Origin of the sequence: Citrobacter sp. Cu233, assembly GCF_030332225.1 — a bacterium.
Classification (GTDB): Bacteria; Pseudomonadota; Gammaproteobacteria; order Enterobacterales; family Enterobacteriaceae; genus Citrobacter.
The window spans coordinates 38,261-62,472 of record NZ_JAOWIF010000034.1 but is presented as its reverse complement, the minus strand read 5'-3'; the positions used below and the strand labels follow the sequence as shown (position 1 = coordinate 62,472).

Here is a 24,212-nt window from a genome sequence, read left to right as displayed (position 1 = left end):
GGGCTCTCACTGCCAATCCGAAGAGAATCGATGTGAAAGTACTGACTGTATTTGGTACGCGACCGGAGGCCATTAAGATGGCTCCTCTGGTTCATGCGCTGGCTAAAGATCCTGATTTCGACGCGAAAGTTTGCGTCACTGCACAGCATCGGGAGATGCTCGATCAGGTATTGCACCTCTTTTCCATCGTACCTGACTACGATCTCAATATTATGCAGCCAGGTCAGGGACTGACAGAAATTACCTGTCGAATTCTGGAAGGATTAAAGCCAATCCTCACTGAGTTCAAACCTGATGTGGTGCTAGTCCACGGTGATACAACAACGACCCTTGCTACCAGTCTGGCCGCGTTTTATCAGCGTATTCCGGTGGGACATGTTGAGGCCGGGTTGAGAACTGGCGATCTCTATTCTCCCTGGCCGGAAGAGGCAAACCGTACACTGACCGGACGCCTGGCAATGTATCACTTTTCCCCAACTGAAAATTCACGCCAAAACCTGCTGCGTGAAACCATTCCGAATGATCGTATTTTTGTCACGGGGAACACGGTTATTGATGCGTTGATCTGGGTTCGCGATCGTGTACTGGGAAATGAAGCGCTGCGCGCTGAACTGGCTGAGCGCTATCCTTTCCTGGATGCTGATAAAAAGATGATCCTGGTGACCGGTCATCGTCGGGAAAGCTTTGGTCGCGGTTTTGAGCAAATCTGCCATGCTCTGGCGGAAATTGCAGCGGCTAATCAGAATGTACAGATTGTCTATCCGGTACACCTGAACCCCAACGTTAGCGAGCCGGTAAATCGTATTTTGGGTCACGTTGATAACGTGATGCTAATTGAACCGCAGGACTATCTGCCGTTCGTCTGGCTGATGAATCATGCCTGGCTTATCCTTACCGATTCTGGCGGGATTCAGGAGGAAGCCCCTTCTCTGGGCAAACCTGTGTTGGTGATGCGCGAAACAACGGAACGGCCAGAAGCTATTACCGCAGGCACAGTACGTCTGGTTGGGACTGACCCTCAGCGTATTGTGGCAGAAGTCACGCGCTTGCTGCATGACGAAAATGAATATCAGACCATGAGCCGCGCCCATAATCCGTATGGTGATGGGCAGGCGTGTGGCCGCATTTTACACGCGTTAAAAAATAATCGGATATCGCTATGAGTTTTACGACCATTTCTGTCATTGGGCTGGGTTATATCGGACTGCCAACGGCGGCCGCTTTTGCTTCCCGTCAAAAACATGTTATTGGCGTAGATGTAAATCAACATGCGGTGGATACCATTAACCGCGGTGAAATCCACATCGTCGAACCCGATTTGGGTGCTGTGGTGAAAACAGCTGTCGAAAATGGCTTTCTGCGTGCGGTTACAGCACCTGTCGAAGCAGACGCTTATCTGATTGCTGTGCCGACCCCCTTCAAGGGGGAGCATGAACCCGATATGGTCTATGTTGAAGCCGCTGCGAAGTCGCTTGCACCGGTGTTGAAAAAAGGGGCGTTGGTGATCCTTGAATCGACGTCACCCGTCGGGGCAACGGAACAGATGGCTGCATGGCTTGCAGAAATGCGCCCTGACCTGACTTTCCCGCAGCAGACGGGGGTACAGGCTGACGTGAACATTGCTTATTGTCCGGAGCGCGTGCTGCCAGGCCAGGTGATGGTTGAACTGATTAAAAATGACCGTGTGATTGGCGGAATGACCCCCGTCTGTTCTGCGCGCGCCAGCGAACTGTACAACATCTTCCTCGAAGGTGAATGCGTGGTGACTAACGCCCGCACCGCAGAAATGTGCAAGTTGACCGAAAACAGCTTCCGCGATGTCAATATCGCCTTTGCTAATGAACTGTCGCTGATTTGCGCCGATCAGGAGATTAATGTCTGGGAGCTGATCCGTCTGGCGAACCGCCACCCGCGGGTTAATATTTTGCAGCCTGGACCTGGCGTTGGCGGACACTGTATCGCGGTCGACCCGTGGTTTATTGTGGCGCAGAACCCGCAGCAGGCGAGATTGATCCGCACCGCGCGCGAGGTAAATGACAGTAAGCCTCATTGGGTTGTCGATCGGGTAAAAGCCGCTGTAGCAGATTGTCTGGCGGAAACCAATAAACGTGCCAGCGAAGTAAAAATTGCCTGTTTTGGTCTGGCATTCAAACCGAATATTGATGATTTACGTGAAAGCCCGGCAATGGGGGTGGCGCAAAGTATCGCACGCTGGCACAGCGGCGAGACGTTGGTGGTGGAACCGAATATTCATCAGTTGCCGAAAAAACTGGATGGCCTGTGCCAACTGGCGAAACTGGATGCTGCGTTGGCAAGTGCTGATGTGCTGGTGATGCTGGTTGACCATAATGAATTTAAAGCGATTAAAGGCGATGCGGTTCACCAGCAATATGTGGTTGATACCAAAGGAGTCTGGCGCTAATGAAACGAATTCTGGTTACCGGTGGTGCAGGATTTATCGGCTCAGCGGTTGTGCGTCACATCATTAATGAGACTCAGGATGCCGTGGTAGTGGTTGATAAGTTAACCTATGCCGGAAACCTGATGTCGCTGGCGCCGGTTGCACAGAATGCCCGTTTTGCCTTTGAACACGTGGATATCTGCGATCGCGTAGCGCTCGACAACGTGTTTCAACAGTATCAGCCGGATTGCGTGATGCACCTGGCGGCAGAAAGTCATGTTGATCGTTCTATCGATGGCCCCGCCGCATTTATTGAAACCAATATTGTCGGGACCTACACGTTGCTGGAAGCCGCTCGCGCATACTGGAATGTGTTAACCGATGATAAAAAGCAGGCGTTTCGTTTCCACCATATATCAACCGATGAGGTGTACGGCGACCTGCATGCTACGGATGATTTCTTTACCGAAACGACGCCGTATGCACCGAGTAGTCCTTATTCCGCGTCAAAGGCCAGCAGCGATCATCTGGTTCGGGCCTGGTTGCGTACCTACGGGCTGCCAACGTTAATTACTAACTGCTCCAACAACTATGGGCCCTACCATTTCCCGGAAAAACTGATCCCGCTGATGATACTCAATGCACTGGCGGGAAAACCTCTACCGGTGTACGGCAACGGACAGCAGATTCGTGACTGGCTGTATGTGGAAGATCATGCCCGGGCGCTCTATTGCGTCGCGACAACAGGTGCGGTTGGCGAGACCTATAATATTGGTGGTCATAACGAGCGTAAAAACCTGGAAGTGGTCGAAACGATTTGCAGCTTGTTGGAAGAACTGGCGCCGCAAAAACCACAAGGTGTCATGCGGTATCGTGAATTGATCACCTATGTTGACGATCGCCCTGGCCATGATTTGCGCTATGCCATTGATGCGTCAAAAATTGCGCGTGAACTTGGCTGGGTGCCGCAGGAAACGTTTGAAAGTGGGATGCGTAAAACCGTGCAATGGTATCTGACAAATGAGGCCTGGTGGAAACCCGTGCAGGATGGCAGTTACCAGGGTGAGCGTTTGGGGCTGAAGGGCTAACAGCCTGGTTTTGGCACCCGGAGGAGAGATCATATGAAAGGTATCATTCTGGCTGGTGGCTCAGGTACTCGCCTGTACCCCATTACGCGCGGCGTATCGAAGCAGTTATTGCCTATTTACGATAAGCCCATGATCTATTACCCGCTATCGGTACTGATGTTGGCGGGAATTCGCGAGATCCTAATTATTACGACACCGGAAGATAAAGGGTATTTCCAGCGTTTGCTGGGGGATGGCTCTGAGTTCGGTATTGAATTGCACTATGCAGAGCAGCCCAGTCCGGATGGTTTAGCACAGGCGTTCATTATTGGTGAAACGTTCCTTAACGGCGAACCGTCATGTCTGGTGCTTGGGGACAATATCTTCTTTGGCCAGGGATTTAGTCCAAAATTACGCCATGTCGCCGCCCGCACGACAGGTGCGACGGTATTTGGCTATCAGGTGATGGATCCTGATCGCTTCGGTGTGGTGGAGTTTGATGACAATTTTCGGGCAGTCTCGCTGGAAGAGAAGCCGAAAGAACCAAAATCAAACTGGGCGGTGACAGGACTCTATTTCTACGACAGTAAGGTAGTGGAATACGCAAAGCGTGTGAAACCTTCTGAGCGTGGGGAACTGGAAATTACCTCCATTAACCAGATGTACCTTGACGATGGCAATCTGACCGTTGAACTGCTTGGCCGTGGTTTTGCCTGGCTGGATACCGGTACGCACGACAGTCTGATTGAAGCGAGCACTTTTGTGCAGACGGTAGAGAAACGTCAGGGCTTTAAAATCGCCTGTCTGGAAGAGATAGCATGGCGCAATGGCTGGCTGGATGATGAAGGCGTAAGACGTGCCGCCAGCTCTCTGGCTAAAACAGGCTACGGCCAATATTTGCTGGAGCTTCTCCGTGCCCGTCCGCGCCAGTATTGAGTCTCTGGATTGGGAAAATACGTTCTTTGGCGTGAATAGCGCCATCGTACGGTTTGACCCGCACGCACCGATCCTGACAGCAGAGGTCTTGCAGCGCTGGGAACGGGTGCAGGCAAAAATTCCTGCCGCAAATACGAATGAAATAGATGCGTTACAGCAGTTGGGTTTTTCGCTGGTAGAAGGAGAGATGGACTTTGTTCTGCCGGTCACGTGCGCCCGTGAAAATCCCGATGCTCAGGTGGCACAAACTGCGGATATTCCGCTGCTGCGTCAACTGGCTGGAGAGGCGTTCGCCCAAAGTCGTTTCCGCGCACCGTGGTATCCCGTGGAGGCCAGTGCGCGTTTTTATGCACAGTGGATAGAAAACGCTGTGCTGGGCACGTTCGATCATCAGTGCCTCATTTTTCGCACACAGACAGGTGGGATTCGTGGTTATGTCTCACTCCGTGACGTCAATGATACTGATGCACGTATTGGCCTGCTGGCTGGTCGTGGTGCGGGTGCAGAACTTATGCAGGCTGCGCTTTGCTGGGCGCAGGCTCGTGGTAAAACAACATTGCGGGTGGCGACCCAGATGGGCAACACCGCCGCGCTTAAACGTTATATACAGAGTGGTGCAAATGTGGAAAGCACCGCGTACTGGTTATACAGGTGACAAAATGATTCCATTTAACGCACCGCCGGTGGTGGGAACCGAGCTTGAATACATGCAGTCAGCGATGAGCAGCGGTAAGCTGTGTGGCGATGGTGGTTTTACCCGTCGTTGCCAGCAATGGCTGGAGCAGCATTTTGGCAGTGAGAAAGTGCTGCTGACGCCATCCTGTACCGCGTCACTGGAGATGGCGGCATTATTGCTGGACATCCAGCCCGGCGATGAAGTCATCATGCCCAGCTACACATTTGTCTCTACCGCGAATGCATTCGTGCTGCGTGGCGCAAAAATCGTCTTTGTCGATATCCACCCGGATACCATGAACATTGATGAAACGCTGATTGAAGCGGCGATTACCGAGAAAACCCGCGCTATCGTGCCGGTGCACTACGCCGGGGTTGCCTGTGAAATGGATACCATTATGGCGTTGGCGTCACAGTACAACCTGTTCGTGGTGGAAGATGCTGCTCAGGGCGTAATGTCGACCTACAAAGGCCGTGCGCTGGGGACCATTGGGCATATTGGCTGCTTTAGCTTCCATGAGACCAAAAACTATACCGCAGGCGGTGAAGGCGGGGCGACGCTGATCAACGACCGTAAATTAGTTGAACGTGCAGAAATCATCCGTGAAAAGGGGACGAATCGCAGTCAATTTTTCCGCGGTCAGGTTGATAAATATACCTGGCGCGATATTGGCTCCAGTTATTTGATGTCCGATCTCCAGGCTGCCTATCTGTGGGCGCAACTGGAAGCGGCAGAGCGTATTAATCATCAGCGACTGGTACTGTGGCAGAATTATTATGATGCTCTCGAACCGCTGGCGCGCGCCGGGCGCATTGATTTACCCGTCATCCCGGAAGGGTGTGCGCAGAACGCCCATATGTTTTATATCAAGCTGCGTGATATTGACGATCGCGCGGCGTTGATTAACTTCCTTAAAGAAGCCGAAATCATGGCGGTATTCCATTATATTCCGCTGCATGATTGTCCGGCTGGCGATAAATTTGGTGTGTTTTCCGGAGTCGATCGTTACACCACTAAAGAGAGTGAACGTCTGTTGCGTCTCCCGCTGTTTTACAACCTGTCGCCGGTTAACCAGCGCACAGTGATTACGACCTTACTCAATTACTTCTCCTGATATGTCGCTGGCTAAAGCGTCCTTGTGGACGGCTACCAGTACGCTGGTAAAAATTGGTGCGGGTTTGTTGGTGGTAAAACTGCTGGCGGTCTCTTTCGGCCCTGCGGGTGTGGGCCAGGCGGGAAACTTCCGTCAGATGGTCACCGTGCTTGGCGTGTTGGCGGGCGCTGGGATTTTCAACGGTGTCACGAAATACGTTGCGCAGCACCATGATGACCCGGCGCGGTTGCGTAAGGTGGTGGGGACATCATCCGCAATGGTGTTGGGATTCTCTACGCTGATGGCGGTGATTTTTTTGCTGGCAGCAGCGCCTATCAGTCAGGGATTGTTTGGTCATACGCATTTTCAGGGGCTGGTACGCCTGGTTGCGCTGGTACAGATGGGGATTGCCTGGGCAAACCTGTTGCTGGCGTTGATGAAAGGGTTCCGTGATGCCGCAGGTAATGCGCTATCGCTGATTATTGGCAGCCTGGTCGGCGTCGTGGCCTACTACGGCTGCTATCGGTTGGGCGGATACGAAGGTGCCTTGCTGGGGCTGGCGCTGGTGCCAGCGCTGGTGGTGTTGCCCGCCATGCTTATGCTGATCAAGCGTGGAACCATTCCTGTGCAATACCTGAAACCTTCCTGGGATAACGGCCTGGCAGGACAACTCAGCAAGTTTACGTTGATGGCGCTGATTACCTCTGTGACGCTACCAGTGGCATATGTGATGATGCGAAACCTATTGGCGGCGCAATACAGCTGGGATGACGTGGGGATCTGGCAGGGGGTGAGCAGTATCTCTGATGCCTACCTGCAATTTATTACCGCTTCATTCAGTGTGTATCTATTGCCAACACTGTCTCGCCTGACTGAAAAGCGCGACATCACGCGTGAAGTTATCAAGTCGCTGAAATTTGTGTTGCCGGCAGTTGCTGCCGCGAGTTTTACCGTCTGGCTGTTACGTGATTTTGCTATCTGGCTGCTTTTCTCCGCTAAATTCACCGCCATGCGCGATTTGTTTGCCTGGCAACTTGTGGGGGATGTTCTGAAAGTTGGTGCCTACGTCTTTGGCTATCTGGTGATCGCGAAGGCCTCGCTGCGGTTTTATATTCTGGCCGAAATGAGCCAGTTCATTTTGTTGACGGCATTTGCCCACTGGTTGATCCCCGCGCACGGTGCTCTCGGCGCGGCACAGGCCTATATGGCAACGTACATCGTCTATTTTTCTCTTTGTTGTGGCGTGTTTTTACTCTGGCGTAGGCGGGTATGACTGTACTGATTCACGTTCTGGGATCGGATATCCCTCACCATAACCAAACCGTGCTGCGGTTCTTCAACGACGCGTTGTCTGCAACGAGTGAGCACGCGCGCGTGTTTATGGTTGCTGGTCAGGATACGGGATTAAGCGAGAGCTACCCGGCGTTATCACTGAGTTTTTACGGCGGAAAAAAGGCGCTGGCAGAGGCCGTTATTGCCAAAGCTAAGACGGATCGCCAGCAGCGTTTCTTCTTTCATGGGCAGTTCAATACCAGCCTGTGGCTGGCATTGCTGAGCGGGGGGATTAAACCTGAGCAGTTTTACTGGCATATCTGGGGCGCCGATCTGTATGAAGTCTCGAGTGGCCTGAAATTTCGTCTGTTTTACCCGATTCGTCGAATGGCGCAAAACCGCGTGGGTTGTGTCTTTGCCACGCGAGGCGATCTGAGCTATTTCGCTGAGCAGCATCCGTGTGTACGTGGGGAATTGCTCTATTTCCCAACGCGTATGGATCCGTCGCTGAACAATATGAGTAATGAGCGCCAGCAACGCGGGAAAATGACGATCCTGGTCGGAAACTCTGGCGATCGCAGTAATGAGCATGTAGCCGCGCTACGCGCTGTTCATCAGCAGTTTGGTGATACGGTGAACGTGATTGTGCCAATGGGTTACCCGGCAAATAATGCAGGCTATATTGATGAAGTACGCCAGGCAGGTCTGGCGTTATTTAGCGCCGATAATCTGCAAATTCTCAGTGAAAAGCTGGAGTTTGATGCCTATCTGGCGCTACTGCGTCAGTGCGATCTGGGTTACTTTATTTTTGCCCGTCAACAGGGGATTGGTACATTGTGTCTGCTGATTCAGGCGGGGATTCCGTGCGTGCTCAACCGTGAAAACCCATTCTGGCAGGATATGGCAGAGCAAAATATCCCGGTTCTGTTTACGACAGATGTACTCAATGAAGGTATTGTACGCGAAGCGCAGCGCCAGCTGGCATCGGTTGATAAAAGTGCAATTACTTTCTTTAGCCCGAATTATCTGCAACCGTGGCATAACGCGCTGCGCATTGCCTCAGGAGAAACCGTATGAGTCTGATGCAATTCAGCGGTCTGCTGGTGGTGTGGCTACTCTCTACTTTGTTTATCGCCACGCTGACCTGGTTTGAATTCCGACGCGTGCGGTTTAACTTCAATGTTTTCTTCTCGTTGCTGTTTTTATTGACGTTTTTCTTTGGTTTTCCGTTGACCAGCGTGCTGGTCTTTCGCTTTGATGTGGCGGTGGCCCCGCCGGAAATTCTGCTGCAGGCGTTGCTGTCTGCTGCCTGTTTCTACGCAGTGTACTATGTGACCTATAAAACACGCCTGCGTAAACGGAGCCTGGAGAGAACGCGCAGACCGCTGTTTACCATCAATCGCGTTGAAGCCCATTTGACCTGGATTATCCTGATGGCGATTGCGCTGGTGAGCGTGGGCATTTTCTTTATGCACAACGGTTTCCTGCTGTTCAGGCTGCAATCCTATAGCCAGATTTTCTCCAGTGAAGTCTCCGGGGTGGCTCTGAAACGCTTCTTCTACTTCTTCATTCCGGCGATGTTGGTGGTCTACTTCCTGCGTCAGGACAGCAAAGCGTGGCTGTTCTTCCTGGTGAGTACCGTTGCATTTGGTTTGCTGACGTACATGATTGTTGGCGGAACCCGCGCCAATATTATTATCGCGTTTGCCATTTTCCTGTTTATCGGCATTATTCGTGGCTGGATTTCGCTGTGGATGCTGGCCGCCGCGGGTGTACTGGGTATTGTCGGGATGTTCTGGCTGGCACTGAAGCGCTACGGGATGAACGTCAGCGGTGATGAGGCGTTCTATACTTTCCTGTACCTCACGCGCGATACCTTTTCGCCGTGGGAGAATTTGGCGCTATTGCTGCAAAATTACCACAATATTGAGTTTCAGGGACTGGCACCGATCGTCCGTGATTTCTACGTCTTTATACCGTCCTGGCTGTGGCCGGGCCGACCGGGCATTGTGCTCAATTCCGCGAACTATTTTACCTGGGAAGTGCTGAACAATCACTCGGGCCTGGCTATCTCCCCGACGCTGATTGGTTCGCTGGTGGTGATGGGCGGGGCCTTGTTTATACCGTTAGGTGCGATTGTCGTCGGCCTGATTATTAAATGGTTCGATTGGTTGTATGAATTAGGTAACCGGGAAACGAATCGCTATAAGTCAGCGATTTTGCACAGTTTCTGTTTCGGCGCCATTTTTAATATGATCGTTTTGGCACGTGAAGGGTTAGATTCGTTTGTCTCGCGAGTTGTCTTTTTCCTCGTGATTTTCGGCGTCTGTCTGTTGGTGGCAAAATTGTTGTACTGGCTGTTTGATAGTGCGGGACTCATCCATAAACGAATAAAGTCGGTGCCCCGGACACAGGTTGAAGGATCGTAATGACAGATAACACAACTGCGCCGCTGTATTCACTGCGCGGATTAGAACTGATTGGCTGGCGCGATATGCAGCATGCGCTGAATTACCTGTTTGCTGAGGGACATCTCAGGCAGGGGACGCTGGTAGCGATTAACGCCGAGAAAATGCTGACTGCGGAGGATAACCCAGAGGTTCGGACGTTGATCGAGGCCGCTGAGTTTAAATATGCGGATGGGATCAGCGTGGTGCGTTCCGTGTGTAAAAAATTCCCGCAGGCTCAGGTATCACGTGTGGCGGGGGCCGATCTCTGGGAAGCTCTGATGGCACGCGCCGGGAAGGAAGGAACGCCCGTATTCCTGGTTGGCGGTAAGCCTGATGTTCTGACACAAACAGAGGCAAAACTGCGCGCACAATGGCACGTCAATATTGTTGGCAGTCAGGACGGCTATTTTACCGCCGATCAGCGTCAGGCGCTGTTTGAGCGTATTCATGCCAGCGGCGCACAACTTGTTACCGTGGCGATGGGATCGCCGAAACAAGAAATTTTTATGCGCGATTGTCGCCTGGTCCATCCGCATGCGCTGTATATGGGCGTGGGTGGCACCTACGATGTGTTTACCGGGCACGTAAAGCGCGCGCCCAAATTCTGGCAGAGCCTGGGATTGGAGTGGCTGTATCGCTTGCTGCTGCAACCGAGTCGTATCACCCGCCAACTTCGTTTATTACGTTATCTCCGCTGGCACTATACCGGCAATCTCTGACATCACCTCTGCGTTGTTCAGTAGCGCGTTATGCTAAACGCGCTACTTATTCACAACATAATCGCTGCTTTCTCGCACAATCTATTCATTTTTTGAATGCTTTAATTGCCATTTAGACGATTTTAAGAAACCATTCGCAGCAATCATTGCAGTGCCGTGGTGTTTTTGGCGCCAACCGTAAAGCGGTCGGTGCTGAATGGCCTGTTATGGCAAAAAACGATGTACCCATAACGATAACCGGTAATACCGGAAACAATGCAAACACAACAAGAGGATCTATGGCAGAGAATAAATCTGAGCTACAGCGTGGGCTGGAGGCTCGTCATATCGAATTGATAGCCCTTGGGGGTACCATTGGTGTCGGACTGTTTATGGGGGCTGCCAGTACCCTGAAATGGGCTGGACCGTCGGTTCTGCTGGCGTATATCGTCGCTGGGCTGTTCGTCTTCTTCATCATGCGTTCCATGGGGGAGATGTTGTTCCTGGAGCCGGTCACTGGCTCATTCGCTGTTTACGCTCACCGTTATATGAGCCCCTTCTTTGGCTATCTCACCGCATGGTCATACTGGTTTATGTGGATGGCGGTGGGGATCTCGGAGATTACCGCCATTGGGGTCTACGTGCAGTTCTGGTTCCCGGAAATGGCGCAATGGATACCCGCGCTCATTGCGGTGGGTCTGGTGGCGCTGGCAAACCTGGCAGCAGTTCGCCTGTACGGTGAAATTGAGTTCTGGTTTGCCATGATCAAAGTGACCACCATCATTGTGATGATTGTCATTGGCGTAGGGGTTATTTTCTTCGGCTTTGGTAACGGTGGTCAGGCGATTGGCTTTGGCAATTTGACCGAGCATGGCGGCTTCTTCGCGGGTGGCTGGAAAGGGTTCCTGACAGCACTGTGTATTGTTGTTGCTTCCTATCAGGGCGTGGAGCTGATCGGTATCACGGCTGGTGAGGCTAAAAACCCGCAGGTCACGCTACGTAGCGCCGTGGGCAAGGTACTGTGGCGTATTCTGATTTTCTACGTGGGTGCGATTTTCGTTATCGTCACTATCTTCCCGTGGAATGAGATTGGTAGTAACGGCAGCCCGTTCGTTCTCACTTTTGCCAAGATTGGTATTACGGCAGCCGCTGGGATTATCAACTTTGTGGTCCTGACAGCCGCGCTGTCTGGCTGTAACAGCGGGATGTACAGCTGTGGCCGTATGCTCTATGCGCTGGCAAAGAACCGCCAGCTGCCTGCCTCCGTTGGAAAAGTCTCTCGTCACGGGGTGCCGGTCGCTGGCGTAGCGATTTCTATCGTGATCCTGCTGATTGGCTCGTGCCTGAACTACATCATTCCCAATCCGCAGCGGGTGTTCGTTTATGTCTATAGCGCCAGCGTGTTGCCGGGCATGGTTCCGTGGTTTGTGATCCTGATAAGCCAGTTGCGTTTCCGTCAGGCACATAAGGAAGCGATAGCCAGCCATCCGTTCCGTTCCATTCTGTTCCCGTGGGCGAATTATTTGACGATGGCATTCCTGATTTGCGTATTAATTGGGATGTACTTTAATGAAGATACCCGAATGTCGCTTTTTGTTGGCATTGGCTTCCTGTTGGCAGTAACGCTCATTTATAAGGTTTTTGGCCTGAATCGCCATGGTGTAGCCCAAAAACTGGAGGAATAAGCGACAAAACGCACAAAGCGTGACCAAACGATAATTTATTTTAAAAAAGCACTAGACAGCAGACCGAGACCTACGTAATATCCAGCCCCGCAACGGCGCTAAGCGCCCGTAGCTCAGCTGGATAGAGCGCTGCCCTCCGGAGGCAGAGGTCTCAGGTTCGAATCCTGTCGGGCGCACCATTTAGTAGGGTGCCAGAGCTGCGGTGGTTTTAATACCGCGTAAAAGATTTGCAGTGGTGGCTATAGCTCAGTTGGTAGAGCCCTGGATTGTGATTCCAGTTGTCGTGGGTTCGAATCCCATTAGCCACCCCATTAATTTAAAGTTGTGAAATGCGAAGGTGGCGGAATTGGTAGACGCGCTAGCTTCAGGTGTTAGTGTTCTTACGGACGTGGGGGTTCAAGTCCCCCCCCTCGCACCACGACTTAAAGAATTGAACTAAAAATTCAAAAAGCAGTAAAACGGCGAGTAGCGCAGCTTGGTAGCGCAACTGGTTTGGGACCAGTGGGTCGGAGGTTCGAATCCTCTCTCGCCGACCAATTTTGAACCCCGCTTCGGCGGGGTTTTTTGTTTTCTGTTCCTCACTTTTGTACCTCTTCTCCCCCAAATGTTATGAAGTCTTAAAAAGCCGCATTCCCTGGTTTTTACAGTGCAATCACCGCATACGCTGTGTAATAATATGCGTGTAGATGCTCATTCCATCTCTTATGTTCGCCATCAGGCCTCATAAACTCAGGAATGATGCAGAGCCGTTTACGGTGCTTATCGTCCACTGACAGATGTCGCTTTAGCTTCATCAAACACCATGGACATAACGTTGAGTGAAGCACCCATTTATGTTGTCATACAGACCTGTTTAACGCCTGCTCCTTACCGAGTGGGCGTTTTTTTATGCATCTACACGTCATCCTTCAGGCTGCTTCTCGAATGATGTTGCATACAGGGTGTGGGCCCGGTAAGCAAAACGCCACCGGGCAAGAGAGAGTTACTGCGGCGGGTTGTTGCTCTGCAAGGTCAACATCAGACCGTCACGGCGCATGGCCGCCGCTTCTTCTGGCTGATGCAGCCTGTCCAGTGCGTCGGCAAGCCAGGCGTAGTCATATGCATCCGGGCGTTGTTTAAGCGCGGCACGGAAGGCGAGCGTGGCTTCCTGCCATTCGCCGTGTTTCATCAATGACTGACCAAGCGTACTCCACAGCAGTGGGCGGTCGCCCACCACTTTAATTTGCTGGCGCAGTACTTTTTCTATCTGTTCCGGGTTGTTAGTTTTCAGACGTGGGATCGGCAGCACCAGCCGGTCGTCATACTGACGTTTCAGACCGTCGATGATGATTTGCTGTGCCGTATCGTGATCGTCACACTCAATCAGATGTTCTGCCATCGCCACCTGCAGGGCAACCTGATGACGAGTCTTACGGCTCTGGTTTTTCCACCATGCGCGTAATCCCTCGCTGCCCTGATCGGCGCGAACCTGATCCATCAGACCCACCCATGCCTGCTGTTCCAGCATCGCATGGTGTTCTTCATCACCAACATGCGCTTTCGCCATTGATGGAATGATATCCAGTAAAGAACTCCACGCACCGGTGCGAATGTAAGCCTGTTCAGCCAGGCGCAAGACTTCCGGATGGCGTGGCGTCACTTCCAGCAGTTTGTCTACGCTGTGGCGTGCGGCATGGTTTTCATTACGGGCCAGCTGCAAACGAACCCGGGCGATTTCAACCGGGATCGTATCATTTCCGGCGAGTTCGGCTGCGCGTTCAAGGTGTTGATTCGCCCGGGCTTCATCACCGCGCTGCTGAGCCGCTTCCGCCGCCAGAAGGTAATTCACCACCGGCTGTTCTGCGTGATCGGCATTTTTTGACATCAGCTTTTCAACCTGCTGATAGTCGCCTTCTGCCAGTTTAAGCAGCGCCTGCTCGGTCTGCTTACGTGCACGACGGCGTTTACGCCCCACAAACCAGCCGCGGGTATGCGCACCCGTACGGAATATACGGCGCAGCAGCCACTCAATCGCAAAAAGAATAACCATCGCGACGATCAAAATGATCACCAGACCCGTCACGCTGGTTTCGATGTTGTAGTTATCCGTCTGGATCAGAACATAACCCTGATGACCAGCAATCATCGGACCGACGACGATCCCGGCGATCAACAGCACAAAGAGTAATAATACTTTTAGCATCATTATTCTCCCTGCGGCGCGGTTGCCGGAGCATCTGCCTGAGGTACTGGTGCAGGTGCGGCTTCAGCCGGTGATGTGGATGGCTGGGCCAGCAAATTACGCACGCGAGTCTGCATTAGCTTCTCAAGAATGACCTGGCTCTGAAGTGTTTCCGGTACGTCCATGCTGATGCTTTGCTGGCTCAGTTGATCGACCTCTTCAAGGAACGCTTTTGTCGCCGCATCGTCAGTGTCGTAATAGGCGCGAACCCACGTGGAGACATTTTCCAGCGCCTGGCGGTATGTTTCTTCCTGATGGCGAGGCACGGCTTGCGCCGCCACTAGCAGGCGTGAACGGATGTTCTCACGTAAGTAAACATCCTGGTTTGGCGCCAGTAGCGGGACGGCGGTTTCATCACGACGGCGAATGGTGATAAAGCTGTCCATAAAGTTCTGCCAGCTTTTTTGTAGATTGACGCGCCATTCGCTAATGGAGCTGGAAAGCTCACTGCTGTCAGAATCCATCGGTGAATCATCGGTATCGTTATCAGCCAGACGCAGGTTATCAATTTGGTTAGCGAGCTGGTTTACCTTGAGGATGATGCCGTCATAGTCGACCTGAGTGACCGCAGAGAGGCTGGCGATATCGTCGGTAATCGCGCGGCGAGCGGCAATTAAGCTGGGGTCATTCATGTCAGCCAGGCTGGCGTCGGCGCTTTTCAGCAACGCTGCGGCGGTGGTAACGTCCTGGTCGCTCCATAATTTACGCCCCGCCAGTTTCACCAGAAAATCGGCCTGCGCCAGCAGCCAGGTTTTGGCATCGCTTCCGGATATAGCGGCGATTTTTTGCTGAACCTCATCAAGCTGCTTGGCCAGCGCAGTCTGCTGGCGATTGGCATCATCCAACTGTGTTGCCTGCTGCTTAATAATTCCTTCCAGCTCGGACTTTTGGGTCTCTTGCGCTTTTTGCAGCGCCATGAGTTGGTTTGCCAGCGCATCACTGGTTGCTGTCTGCGTAGTGGCCTGCTGTTTCCCCCAGCCATACAGTCCCACGCCTGCCGCCAGCGCAATAGCAATCGCTACAGCACTCAGAATCAGTGCGGTACTGTTCTTACTCTTCTTCTCAGCGTTGTTGACTGGCTGTGATGTGGTGTCCACGGCCTCCCTGGTCTCTTCAACCACGGCGGAGGTTTTTTCTTGTTCCGTCATTATGGCATCCCATTATGAGAGTTATTGTAATGCGCGTAGTAGCGCATCGTTGTCGGCGTTATCAGCGACCTTAATATCTTGCCAGCCCAGTTCCTGGGCGAGGTTCGCCAGACGCTCACTGACGACCAGTAGCCGACAGCGTAGTAACCAGTGCTCACGATACCACTGCGGAATAAGTGACCAGAGCTGCTGTAGCATCTCTCCGCTGGTGACAACCACTGTCTTCACACCGCGTGATTGCCAGCGCATCGCTTCCTCTGCGCCATCGTAATGTTTTGCACTGCGTTGATAACATTCACAAAAATTAACATCGGCTCCGCGCGTTATCAGGGTTTCACCGATCAACTCCCGACCACCGTTGCCACGTAAAATTAGCGCGCGTTTTCCCGCAATATTTTGTAATTCAGGTAATTGTAGCAAGACTTCGCTAATTTCCCGATCCAACGGATAGTGAATATTGCATCCACTCACGGTGTGCAACGCCAGCGCTGTTGTCCGGCCGATGGCAAAATAGCGCGGGAGAGTGGACCAACTTACCCCTTGCCGCTGAAGCTCGGCATCGGCAAAGGTCACGGCGTGCTGTGAGAGGGCAAAAACCAGATCGTTTTCGGTGAGCGCCGAAAGACGGGGGGCAAGCGTTGGCAGTTCCCGGCCCGGCGCGAACTCAATAAGCGGAAAGCTCCAGGCCACCTGCCCCAGTGTGCGCAGACGGCTCACTAACTCTTCCCCAGCGGGAGATGGGCGGGTGACCAGAATACTCATGCGGGGGCATCTCCGTTATAAACTTCAGCCAGAATGGCGCGTGCACCGTTTTCCAGCAGCTCTTCTGCCAGAGATATACCCATTTTTTCCGCATCCTGCGCTGCGCCACGACGTTCTCCACATACCATCTGTGAACCATCTGGCGCACCGACTAACGCGCGTAGCCAAATCTCACCGTTGATGAGTTCCGCATAACTGCCGATAGGAACCTGACATCCCCCCTCCAGGCGGGTGTTCATGGCGCGTTCTGCTTTTACGCGCAGGGCTGTTTCTTCATGGTTGAGTGGCGCTAACAGTGCCTGAGTGCGCTGATCGTCGAGTCGACATTCGATACCCACAGCGCCTTGTCCGACCGCAGGCAGAGACACTTCTGGCGCCAGTGCTGCGCGGATTCGTGACTCCAGCCCTAAGCGTTTTAATCCAGCGACGGCCAGAATAATGGCGTCGTAGTCACCGTTGTCCAGTTTGCTCAGGCGAGTACCTACGTTGCCGCGCAGCGAGCGGATGATGAGATCCGGGCGCTGTTTTGCCAACTGGCACTGGCGACGTAAGCTGGACGTTCCAACGATGCTACCCGCTGGCAACTCATCCAGTGTGTTGTATTTATTTGAGACGAAAGCATCACGCGGATCTTCACGCTCGCAAATAGTGACCAGCCCAAGACCTTCAGGAAATTCGACCGGCACATCCTTCATGGAATGCACGGCGATATCTGCGCGTTTTTCCAGCAGTGCGACTTCCAGCTCTTTAACAAACAAGCCCTTACCCCCGACTTTTGCCAGTGGGGTATCCAGAATCACGTCGCCACGGGTCACCATGGGAACCAGTTCAACGACCAGATCGGGGTGGTTTGCCATCAAGGCGTCTTTGACATAATGTGCCTGCCAGAGCGCAAGGGGGCTTTGGCGTGTGGCAATTCTCAAAACATTGTCTAACATGCTTGTTACCGTCATTATCAATCATTGACCATCCTAACATCCTTATCAAAGGGATGTCAGCGTTACGCTCAAACGTAAGTGAGAGGAAAAGGCGCTGCATCATCACTGGCAGTGATTAATGACGAGAAACCTCCCGACCGTATGAAGGAATTTACACGTAACGAACGGTGCTACACTTGTATGTAGCGCATCTTTCTTTACGGTCAATGAGCAAGGTGTTAAATTGATCACGTTTTAGACCATTTTTTCAGCTGTACTCCCTAAAAAAATAGGGGTGAAAAAACGGTAACGGTTATTTTTGACATACGGTTTATCCGAATTGCTGAAGATTGTTGATGAGCGCTTGCGCCGCAGCAATCGACAACATGATGGATAGCAACATCAGGCGATACGTCTTGTACCTCTATATTGAGACTCTGAAACAGAGACTGGATGCCATAAATCAACTGCGTGTGGATCGCGCGCTTGCTGCCATGGGACCTGCCTTCCAGCAGGTATACAGTCTGCTGCCGACATTATTGCACTACCACCACCCACTGATGCCGGGTTACCTCGATGGTAACGTTCCCAAAGGCATATGCTTTTACACGCCTGATGAAACCCAACGCCACTACCTGAATGAGCTGGAACTGTACCGCGGTATGTCACCGCAGGACCCTCCAAAGGGCGAACTGCCGATCACCGGTGTTTACTCTATGGGTAGCACATCTTCCGTAGGGCAAAGCTGTTCCTCTGACCTCGATATCTGGGTCTGCCATCAATCCTGGCTGGATAGCGAAGAGCGTCAGCTGCTGCAACGTAAATGCAGCCTGCTGGAAAGTTGGGCTGCCTCGCTGGGCGTGGAAGTCAGTTTCTTCCTGATTGATGAAAACCGTTTCCGCCATAATGAAAGCGGCAGTCTGGGTGGTGAAGACTGTGGCTCGACGCAGCATATCCTGCTGCTTGATGAATTCTATCGCACCGCTGTGCGCCTCGCAGGTAAACGTATTCTGTGGAATATGGTGCCTGGTGATGAAGAAGAGCATTACGACGATTACGTCATGACGCTCTACGCGCAGGGGGTGTTAACGCCAAACGAATGGCTGGATCTGGGTGGACTCAGTTCGCTTTCCGCCGAAGAGTACTTTGGTGCCAGCCTCTGGCAGTTGTACAAGAGTATCGATTCCCCGTACAAAGCGGTGCTGAAAACGCTGCTGCTGGAAGCCTATTCCTGGGAATACCCCAATCCACGCCTGTTGGCGAAAGACATTAAACAGCGCCTGCACGACGGCGAAATTGTCTCTTTTGGTCTCGACCCGTATTGCATGATGTTGGAACGTGTAACTGAGTACCTCACTGCGATTGAGGACTCAACGCGTCTTGATTTAGTGCGCCGATGTTTCTACTTGAAAGTCTGTGAGAAACTGAGCCGTGAACGCGCCTGCGTGGGCTGGCGTCGTGAAGTGTTAAGTCAGTTAGTACAAGAGTGGGGTTGGGATGAAGCCCGCCTGACGATGCTGGATAACCGCGCTAACTGGAAAATTGACCAGGTACGCGAAGCGCACAACGAACTGCTCGACGCAATGATGCAGAGCTATCGTAATTTGATCCGTTTTGCGCGCCGCAACAATCTTAGCGTCAGCGCCAGTCCGCAGGATATTGGCGTACTGACCCGTAAGCTGTATGCCGCATTTGAAGCCTTGCCCGGCAAAGTGACGTTGGTGAACCCGCAGATCTCACCGGATCTCTCAGAACCCAATCTGACCTTTATCCACGTGCCGCCAGGTCGCGCCAACCGTTCGGGTTGGTATCTTTACAACCGCGCACCTAACATGGATTCGATCATCAGCCATCAGCCGCTGGAATATAACCGCTATCTCAATAAGCTGGTGGCGTGGGCGTGGTTTAACGGCCTGCTGACATCGCGTACGCATTTGTTTATTAAAGGTAACGGTATTGTCGACTTGCCGAAGCTGCAGGAGATGGTAGCCGATGTATCACACCACTTCCCGCTGCGTCTGCCGGCACCAACGCCGAAAGCGCTGTACAGCCCGTGCGAAATTCGCCATCTGGCGATTATTGTCAACCTCGAATATGACCCGACGGCGGCGTTTCGCAATCAGGTCGTGCATTTTGATTTCCGTAAGCTGGATGTCTTTAGCTTTGGCGAAGAGCAAAATTGTCTGGTGGGTAGCGTAGACCTGCTGTATCGCAACTCGTGGAATGAAGTGCGAACCCTGCACTTCAACGGCGAGCAGGCGATGATTGAAGCGTTAAAAACGATTCTGGGCAAAATGCATCAGGATGCAGCGCCACCGGATAGCGTCGAAGTGTTCTGTTACAGCCAGCATTTGCGTGGTTTGATCCGCACGCGTGTCCAGCAACTGGTGTCTGAGTGCATCGAACTGCGCCTGTCCAGTACGCGCCAGGAAACCGGACGCTTCAAAGCGCTGCGCGTTTCCGGTCAGACGTGGGGCCTGTTCTTCGAACGTCTGAACGTTTCGGTGCAGAAACTGGAAAACGCCATTGAATTCTATGGCGCGATTTCGCACAACAAATTGCACGGTCTTTCCGTCCAGGTTGAGACGAACCATGTGAAATTACCGTCGGTGGTGGACGGTTTTGCCAGCGAAGGGATCATTCAGTTCTTTTTTGAAGAGACGGGTGATGAGCAGGGCTTTAACATCTACATTCTGGACGAGAGTAACCGCGTCGAGGTGTATCACCACTGTGAAGGCAGTAAAGAAGAGCTGGTGCGAGATGTCAGCCGCTTCTATTCATCGTCGCACGATCGCTTCACTTACGGCTCCAGTTTTATCAACTTTAACCTGCCGCAGTTTTATCAGATTGTGAAAACTGACGGGCGCGCGCAGGTGATCCCGTTCCGCACCCAGCCGATTAGTCCAGTCCCGCAAACCAGTCAGGATAACGACACACCGCTGTTGCAGCAGTATTTTTCGTGAACATGATGCCGGATAAGCAAAGTGCATCCGGCAACAAATCTTAACGGAAGCTCACTGCCTCGCCCGCCTGCTGCGTTGCCGCCTGTTCCAGCAGATCCCAGAAGGCTTCACCGCTGCGGTCGCAAATCCATTCGTCACCTTTCAGGTCAAAATGGTAGCCGCCCTGTTTGGTTGCCAGCCACACCTGATGCAGCGGCTCCTGACGGTTAATGATAATTTTGCTGCCATTTTCGAAGCTGATGGTCAGTACGCCACCGTTGATCTCACAATCGATATCGCTGTCGCCGTCCCAGTCATCCAGGCGCTCTTCAATGGTCATCCACAGGGTGTCGGCAAGGCGATGAAATTCACTGTCGTTCATTTTTTTATCCTGTTTTTCGTGATGGTCGCAGTATAACGCGGAATAAATCACGTTGCAGTTTTTAGCCAAACTCTTGCTTTTACGCCTTCTCCTGCGATGATAGAAAACAGAAAGCATGAACTTACAGGCAATCCATAATGAAAAACGTGTTTCAGGCACTCGCTGTACTTTTTACACTGTTCAGCCTGACGGGCTGTGGTCTGAAGGGACCGCTCTATTTCCCGCCAGCAGACAAAAACGCGCCGCCTCCGACAAAGAGCATTCAGTCGCCAGCACAATCTACGACGCCGGATAAAAACGATCGTGGAATCAGTGATGGACCTTCTCAGGTGAATTACTGACGGTAAGTTTCTGTACCCGCGTGAACGGAGTAAACAATGCAATTCTCTAAAATGCATGGCCTTGGCAACGATTTTATGGTCGTCGACGCGGTAACGCAGAATGTCTTTTTCTCACCCGAGCTGATCCGTCGTTTGTCCGACAGGCATCTGGGTGTTGGGTTCGATCAACTGCTGGTTGTCGAGCCGCCTTACGATCCGGAGCTGGATTTCCATTACCGCATTTTCAATGCTGATGGCAGTGAAGTCTCGCAGTGTGGAAATGGCGCTCGTTGCTTTGCCCGTTTTGTGCGCCTGAAAGGGTTGACGAATAAGCGTGATATTCGTGTCAGTACCGCGAATGGCCGCATGGTATTAAGCGTAACGGACGATGAGCTGGTGCGGGTCAACATGGGGGAACCCAACTTTGAACCCTCGCAGGTCCCTTTTCGTGCCAATAAAGCAGAGAAGACCTATATTATGCGAGCGGCCGAGCAGACAGTATTGTGCGGCGTGGTTTCAATGGGGAATCCGCATTGCGTGATTCAGGTTGATGATGTTGATACGGCCACGGTGGAAACGCTGGGACCGGTTCTGGAAAGCCATGAACGCTTCCCTGAGCGCGCCAATATCGGCTTTATGCAAGTAGTCAAACGTGAGCATATCCGACTGCGTGTTTATGAGCGTGGCGCAGGTGAAACGCAGGCTTGCGGCAGCGGCGCGTGTGCGGCTGTCGCTGTCGGTATTCAGCAGGGCCTGCTGGCAGATGAAGTGAGGGTGGAATTACCGGGCGGTCGACTTGATATCGCCTGGAAAGGTCCGGGTCATCCGTTATATATGACTGGCCCGGCGGCACATGTCTACGACGGATTTATTCACTTATGAAGCAACCAGGGGAAGAACTACAGGAAACGCTCATGGAACTGGACGACCGGGCGGTCGTCGATTATCTGCAACGTAATCCTGAGTTTTTTATCCGTAATGCTCAAGCGGTCGAAGCGATGCGCGTCCCGCACCCGGTGCGGGGCACGGTCTCTTTAGTTGAATGGCATATGGCTCGGGCACGCAATCATATCAACGTGCTGGAAGAGAACATGGCGTTGTTGATGGAACAAGCGAATGCCAACGAAAGCCTGTTCTATCGGCTGTTAAATCTGCAAGGACGGCTGGTGTCCGCGAACAGTCTTGACGACATGCTGATGCGACTTCATCGCTGGGCGCGTGAGTTAGGGCTGGCGGGAGCGACGGTCCGTCTGTTTCCGGATCGCTGGCGACTTGGTGCTCCCTCGAAATTTACCCATCTGGCATTAAGCCGTCAGGCTTTCGAACCGCTGCGCATTCAGCGTCTTGGTCAGTCACAGCACTACCTTGGACCACTCCACGGCCCGGAACTGTTAATCATGATGCCGGAAGCGAAAGCCATCGGCTCGGTGGCAATGTCGATGTTGGGGCAGGATGGCTCTCTTGGTGTCATGTTGTTCAGTAGCCGTGATGCCAATCATTACCAGCAGGGGCAGGGCACGCAGTTATTGCAGGAAATCTCGCTGATGTTGCCGGAACTGCTGGAGCGTTGGATTGAACGCGTATGACCGATTCACCTCTTTCTCAGGATGTGACGCGCTTTTTACGTTATCTGGGCGTTGAGCGCCAACTGAGCCCTGTCACGTTGCTTAATTATCAGCGTCAGCTTGATGCCATTATCGCTTTAGCCGGTGAAACCGGTCTGAAAAGCTGGCAGCAGTGTGATGCGCTCATGGTTCGTAGTTTTGCCGTACGTAGTCGTCGTAAAGGGCTGGGACCTGCCAGTCTGGCTTTGCGCCTGTCTGCACTGCGCAGTTTCTTCGACTGGATGGTTAATCAGGGTGAGCTGAACGCTAATCCGGCAAAGAGTGTTTCCGCGCCGAAAGCGCCGCGTCATTTACCCAAAAATATTGACGTTGATGACGTTAATCGCCTGCTGGATATCGATCTCAACGATCCCCTCGCCGTGCGCGACCGGGCAATGTTAGAAGTGATGTACGGCGCAGGGCTGCGTCTGTCTGAACTGATTGGGCTGGATATTAAACATCTCGATCTTGATACTGGAGAAGTGTGGGTGATGGGCAAGGGCAGCAAAGAACGCCGTCTGCCGATTGGCCGCAATGCGGTGGCGTGGATTGAGCACTGGTTAGATCTGCGCGGACTGTTTGGCAGCGATGAAGATGCGCTGTTCCTGTCAAAACTGGGTAAACGTATCTCTGCGCGTAACGTGCAGAAACGGTTTGCCGAGTGGGGTATTAAACAAGGGCTTAACAGTCACGTGCATCCCCACAAATTGCGCCACTCTTTTGCGACACATATGCTGGAGTCGAGCGGCGATCTTCGCGGTGTGCAGGAGTTATTGGGACACGCCAACCTCTCAACGACCCAAATCTATACCCATCTTGATTTTCAACACCTGGCTTCAGTGTACGATGCGGCGCATCCACGCGCCAAACGGGGGAAATAATGCGTTTTTACCGGCCTTTGGGGCACATTTCTGCGCTCACCTTTGACCTTGATGACACCCTTTACGATAACCGTCCCGTTATCACGCGCACCGAACAGGAAGCGCTCGCTTTTGTGCAAAACTATCACCCGGCGCTGAGCGCGTTGCAAAATTCCGATCTACAGCGTCTGCGTCAAGCCGTGCGCGACGCCGAACCGGAAATCTACCATGACGTGACCCAATGGCGTCATCGCGCCGTCGAGCGCGCCATGCTGGAGGCCGGCCTTTCGGCGGCAGAGGCGAAAATGGGGGCAAATGCCGCGATGATGAACTTCGCCAAATGGCGCAGCCGCATTGACGTCCCGCAGACAACGCATGACACGCTGAAGGCGCTGGCCCGCAAGTGGCCGCTGGTGGCAATCACCAACGGTAATGCGCAACCAGAGCTGTTTGGTCTGGGTGATTACTTTGAGTTTGTGCTTCGCGCGGGTCCTGATGGGCGATCAAAACCGTTCAGCGATATGTACGCGCTGGCGGCGGAAAAACTGAATATGCCAATGGGGGAAATTTTGCACGTGGGCGACGACCTGACGACAGACGTCGCCGGGGCCATTCGTTGCGGCATGCAGGCTTGCTGGATCAAACCGGAAAATGCCGACCTGATGCAAACTGCAGACAGCCGTTTGCTGCCGCATATCGAAATTTCACAGTTGGCATCTCTGACCTCGCTGATATAATCACCAACAGAACTCTGTATATATACCCAGCTTTTTGGCGG

22 protein-coding genes and 4 tRNA genes are annotated in these 24,212 nt (G+C 52.7%); 21 read left to right on the top strand and 5 right to left on the bottom strand.

Annotated features, from left to right (window positions below; all coding sequences use genetic code 11):
• The first annotated feature begins 32 nt into the window (after positions 1-32).
• The 15 genes from wecB to OGX95_RS13385 all read left to right on the top strand — a co-directional run bounded on the left by wecB (position 33) and on the right by OGX95_RS13385 (position 12,814).
• Positions 33-1,163 carry a non-hydrolyzing UDP-N-acetylglucosamine 2-epimerase gene (wecB, locus tag OGX95_RS13455; protein ID WP_286629782.1) on the top strand — a complete coding sequence of 377 codons (1,131 nt, stop codon included), beginning with the start codon at positions 33-35 and terminating at the stop codon, positions 1,161-1,163.
• Positions 1,160-2,422, top strand: a complete 1,263-nt coding sequence (gene wecC / locus OGX95_RS13450; protein ID WP_286629781.1) for a UDP-N-acetyl-D-mannosamine dehydrogenase — start codon at positions 1,160-1,162, stop codon at positions 2,420-2,422. The genes wecB and wecC overlap by 4 nt, the downstream gene beginning before the upstream one ends.
• Positions 2,422-3,489, top strand: coding sequence for a dTDP-glucose 4,6-dehydratase (gene rffG, locus OGX95_RS13445; RefSeq protein ID WP_286629780.1), 1,068 nt, complete (start codon positions 2,422-2,424; stop codon positions 3,487-3,489). The genes wecC and rffG overlap by 1 nt, the downstream gene beginning before the upstream one ends.
• 33 nt (positions 3,490-3,522) lie before the next feature.
• Complete coding sequence (gene rfbA / locus OGX95_RS13440) at positions 3,523-4,404, top strand: glucose-1-phosphate thymidylyltransferase RfbA (protein ID WP_286629779.1); 882 nt, start codon at positions 3,523-3,525, stop codon at positions 4,402-4,404.
• The gene (rffC, locus tag OGX95_RS13435) at positions 4,382-5,059 is read left to right on the top strand and encodes a dTDP-4-amino-4,6-dideoxy-D-galactose acyltransferase (protein ID WP_286629778.1); all 678 of its coding nucleotides are present in this window, start codon (positions 4,382-4,384) and stop codon (positions 5,057-5,059) included. Before rfbA ends, rffC begins: the two co-directional genes overlap by 23 nt.
• A 4-nt stretch (positions 5,060-5,063) precedes the next feature.
• Positions 5,064-6,194, top strand: a complete 1,131-nt coding sequence (rffA, locus tag OGX95_RS13430) for a dTDP-4-amino-4,6-dideoxygalactose transaminase (protein WP_286629777.1) — start codon at positions 5,064-5,066, stop codon at positions 6,192-6,194.
• 1 nt (position 6,195) lies between these two features.
• Positions 6,196-7,446 carry a lipid III flippase WzxE gene (gene wzxE, locus OGX95_RS13425; protein WP_286629776.1) on the top strand — a complete coding sequence of 417 codons (1,251 nt, stop codon included), beginning with the start codon at positions 6,196-6,198 and terminating at the stop codon, positions 7,444-7,446.
• The gene (locus OGX95_RS13420) at positions 7,443-8,522 is read left to right on the top strand and encodes a TDP-N-acetylfucosamine:lipid II N-acetylfucosaminyltransferase (RefSeq protein WP_286629775.1); all 1,080 of its coding nucleotides are present in this window, start codon (positions 7,443-7,445) and stop codon (positions 8,520-8,522) included. Before wzxE ends, OGX95_RS13420 begins: the two co-directional genes overlap by 4 nt.
• Positions 8,519-9,874 (top strand): ECA oligosaccharide polymerase, encoded by a 1,356-nt coding sequence (gene wzyE / locus OGX95_RS13415; protein ID WP_286629774.1) that lies wholly within the window; start codon positions 8,519-8,521, stop codon positions 9,872-9,874. Before OGX95_RS13420 ends, wzyE begins: the two co-directional genes overlap by 4 nt.
• Positions 9,874-10,614, top strand: a complete 741-nt coding sequence (gene wecG / locus OGX95_RS13410; protein WP_286629773.1) for a lipopolysaccharide N-acetylmannosaminouronosyltransferase — start codon at positions 9,874-9,876, stop codon at positions 10,612-10,614. The genes wzyE and wecG overlap by 1 nt, the downstream gene beginning before the upstream one ends.
• 278 nt (positions 10,615-10,892) lie before the next feature.
• Complete coding sequence (gene thrP, locus OGX95_RS13405) at positions 10,893-12,278, top strand: bifunctional threonine/serine APC transporter ThrP (protein ID WP_286629772.1); 1,386 nt, start codon at positions 10,893-10,895, stop codon at positions 12,276-12,278.
• A 102-nt stretch (positions 12,279-12,380) separates the two neighbouring features.
• A tRNA-Arg gene (locus tag OGX95_RS13400) sits at positions 12,381-12,457 on the top strand.
• Between the two features lie 56 nt (positions 12,458-12,513).
• A tRNA-His gene (locus tag OGX95_RS13395) sits at positions 12,514-12,589 on the top strand.
• Positions 12,590-12,609: 20 nt separating this feature from the next.
• Positions 12,610-12,696, top strand: a tRNA-Leu gene (locus OGX95_RS13390).
• 41 nt (positions 12,697-12,737) lie between these two features.
• Positions 12,738-12,814 (top strand) — tRNA-Pro (locus tag OGX95_RS13385).
• Between the two features lie 446 nt (positions 12,815-13,260).
• Here the strand turns inward: OGX95_RS13385 and hemY are convergent.
• Genes hemY through hemC form a run of 4 tightly spaced genes read right to left on the bottom strand, consistent with a single transcriptional unit; the run spans position 13,261 to position 17,347 of the window.
• Positions 13,261-14,460 carry a protoheme IX biogenesis protein HemY gene (hemY, locus tag OGX95_RS13380; RefSeq protein ID WP_286629792.1) on the bottom strand — a complete coding sequence of 400 codons (1,200 nt, stop codon included), beginning with the start codon at positions 14,458-14,460 and terminating at the stop codon, positions 13,261-13,263.
• 2 nt (positions 14,461-14,462) lie between these two features.
• Positions 14,463-15,647 carry a uroporphyrinogen-III C-methyltransferase gene (gene hemX / locus OGX95_RS13375; protein ID WP_286629771.1) on the bottom strand — a complete coding sequence of 395 codons (1,185 nt, stop codon included), beginning with the start codon at positions 15,645-15,647 and terminating at the stop codon, positions 14,463-14,465.
• Between the two features lie 21 nt (positions 15,648-15,668).
• Complete coding sequence (gene hemD, locus OGX95_RS13370; protein WP_286629770.1) at positions 15,669-16,409, bottom strand: uroporphyrinogen-III synthase; 741 nt, start codon at positions 16,407-16,409, stop codon at positions 15,669-15,671.
• Complete coding sequence (gene hemC, locus OGX95_RS13365; protein ID WP_286629769.1) at positions 16,406-17,347, bottom strand: hydroxymethylbilane synthase; 942 nt, start codon at positions 17,345-17,347, stop codon at positions 16,406-16,408. Before hemC ends, hemD begins: the two co-directional genes overlap by 4 nt.
• A 395-nt stretch (positions 17,348-17,742) precedes the next feature.
• On the opposite strand from hemC, the gene cyaA reads away from it, so the two are divergent.
• Positions 17,743-20,289 carry a class I adenylate cyclase gene (gene cyaA / locus OGX95_RS13360; RefSeq protein ID WP_286629791.1) on the top strand — a complete coding sequence of 849 codons (2,547 nt, stop codon included), beginning with the start codon at positions 17,743-17,745 and terminating at the stop codon, positions 20,287-20,289.
• Between the two features lie 40 nt (positions 20,290-20,329).
• Here the strand turns inward: cyaA and cyaY are convergent, their stop codons facing one another.
• Positions 20,330-20,650, bottom strand: coding sequence for an iron donor protein CyaY (gene cyaY / locus OGX95_RS13355; protein ID WP_286629768.1), 321 nt, complete (start codon positions 20,648-20,650; stop codon positions 20,330-20,332).
• 137 nt (positions 20,651-20,787) lie between these two features.
• On the opposite strand from cyaY, the gene lptM reads away from it, so the two are divergent.
• The 5 genes from lptM to yigB are packed head-to-tail and all read left to right on the top strand — an operon-like array spanning position 20,788 to position 24,171.
• On the top strand, positions 20,788-20,991 hold the full coding sequence (gene lptM / locus OGX95_RS13350; RefSeq protein WP_005133315.1) for an LPS translocon maturation chaperone LptM: 204 nt from the start codon (positions 20,788-20,790) through the stop codon (positions 20,989-20,991).
• A gap of 36 nt (positions 20,992-21,027) precedes the next feature.
• A complete protein-coding gene (gene dapF / locus OGX95_RS13345) occupies positions 21,028-21,852 on the top strand; it encodes a diaminopimelate epimerase (RefSeq protein ID WP_286629767.1) in 825 nt (274 codons plus the stop codon).
• Positions 21,849-22,556, top strand: coding sequence for a DUF484 domain-containing protein (locus OGX95_RS13340; RefSeq protein WP_271441009.1), 708 nt, complete (start codon positions 21,849-21,851; stop codon positions 22,554-22,556). Before dapF ends, OGX95_RS13340 begins: the two co-directional genes overlap by 4 nt.
• Complete coding sequence (gene xerC / locus OGX95_RS13335; RefSeq protein WP_286629766.1) at positions 22,553-23,455, top strand: tyrosine recombinase XerC; 903 nt, start codon at positions 22,553-22,555, stop codon at positions 23,453-23,455. Before OGX95_RS13340 ends, xerC begins: the two co-directional genes overlap by 4 nt.
• Complete coding sequence (yigB, locus tag OGX95_RS13330) at positions 23,455-24,171, top strand: 5-amino-6-(5-phospho-D-ribitylamino)uracil phosphatase YigB (RefSeq protein ID WP_286629765.1); 717 nt, start codon at positions 23,455-23,457, stop codon at positions 24,169-24,171. The genes xerC and yigB overlap by 1 nt, the downstream gene beginning before the upstream one ends.
• The last annotated feature ends 41 nt before the right edge of the window (positions 24,172-24,212 follow it).

Bases quoted from the DNA above. Each gene is read 5' to 3' on its own strand.
- rffG (WP_286629780.1), top strand. From the start codon at position 2,422: ATGAAACGAATTCTGGTTACCGGTGGTGCAGGATTTATCGGCTCAGCG.
- hemC (WP_286629769.1), bottom strand. From the start codon at position 17,347: ATGTTAGACAATGTTTTGAGAATTGCCACACGCCAAAGCCCCCTTGCG.
- lptM (WP_005133315.1), top strand. From the start codon at position 20,788: ATGAAAAACGTGTTTCAGGCACTCGCTGTACTTTTTACACTGTTCAGC.
- cyaY (WP_286629768.1), bottom strand. From the start codon at position 20,650: ATGAACGACAGTGAATTTCATCGCCTTGCCGACACCCTGTGGATGACC.
- rffA (WP_286629777.1), top strand. From the start codon at position 5,064: ATGATTCCATTTAACGCACCGCCGGTGGTGGGAACCGAGCTTGAATAC.
- wzyE (WP_286629774.1), top strand. From the start codon at position 8,519: ATGAGTCTGATGCAATTCAGCGGTCTGCTGGTGGTGTGGCTACTCTCT.
- hemD (WP_286629770.1), bottom strand. From the start codon at position 16,409: ATGAGTATTCTGGTCACCCGCCCATCTCCCGCTGGGGAAGAGTTAGTG.
- thrP (WP_286629772.1), top strand. From the start codon at position 10,893: ATGGCAGAGAATAAATCTGAGCTACAGCGTGGGCTGGAGGCTCGTCAT.
- dapF (WP_286629767.1), top strand. From the start codon at position 21,028: ATGCAATTCTCTAAAATGCATGGCCTTGGCAACGATTTTATGGTCGTC.
- wecG (WP_286629773.1), top strand. From the start codon at position 9,874: ATGACAGATAACACAACTGCGCCGCTGTATTCACTGCGCGGATTAGAA.
- rfbA (WP_286629779.1), top strand. From the start codon at position 3,523: ATGAAAGGTATCATTCTGGCTGGTGGCTCAGGTACTCGCCTGTACCCC.
- xerC (WP_286629766.1), top strand. From the start codon at position 22,553: ATGACCGATTCACCTCTTTCTCAGGATGTGACGCGCTTTTTACGTTAT.
- hemX (WP_286629771.1), bottom strand. From the start codon at position 15,647: ATGACGGAACAAGAAAAAACCTCCGCCGTGGTTGAAGAGACCAGGGAG.
- yigB (WP_286629765.1), top strand. From the start codon at position 23,455: ATGCGTTTTTACCGGCCTTTGGGGCACATTTCTGCGCTCACCTTTGAC.
- OGX95_RS13420 (WP_286629775.1), top strand. From the start codon at position 7,443: ATGACTGTACTGATTCACGTTCTGGGATCGGATATCCCTCACCATAAC.
- OGX95_RS13340 (WP_271441009.1), top strand. From the start codon at position 21,849: ATGAAGCAACCAGGGGAAGAACTACAGGAAACGCTCATGGAACTGGAC.
- wzxE (WP_286629776.1), top strand. From the start codon at position 6,196: ATGTCGCTGGCTAAAGCGTCCTTGTGGACGGCTACCAGTACGCTGGTA.
- wecC (WP_286629781.1), top strand. From the start codon at position 1,160: ATGAGTTTTACGACCATTTCTGTCATTGGGCTGGGTTATATCGGACTG.
- hemY (WP_286629792.1), bottom strand. From the start codon at position 14,460: ATGCTAAAAGTATTATTACTCTTTGTGCTGTTGATCGCCGGGATCGTC.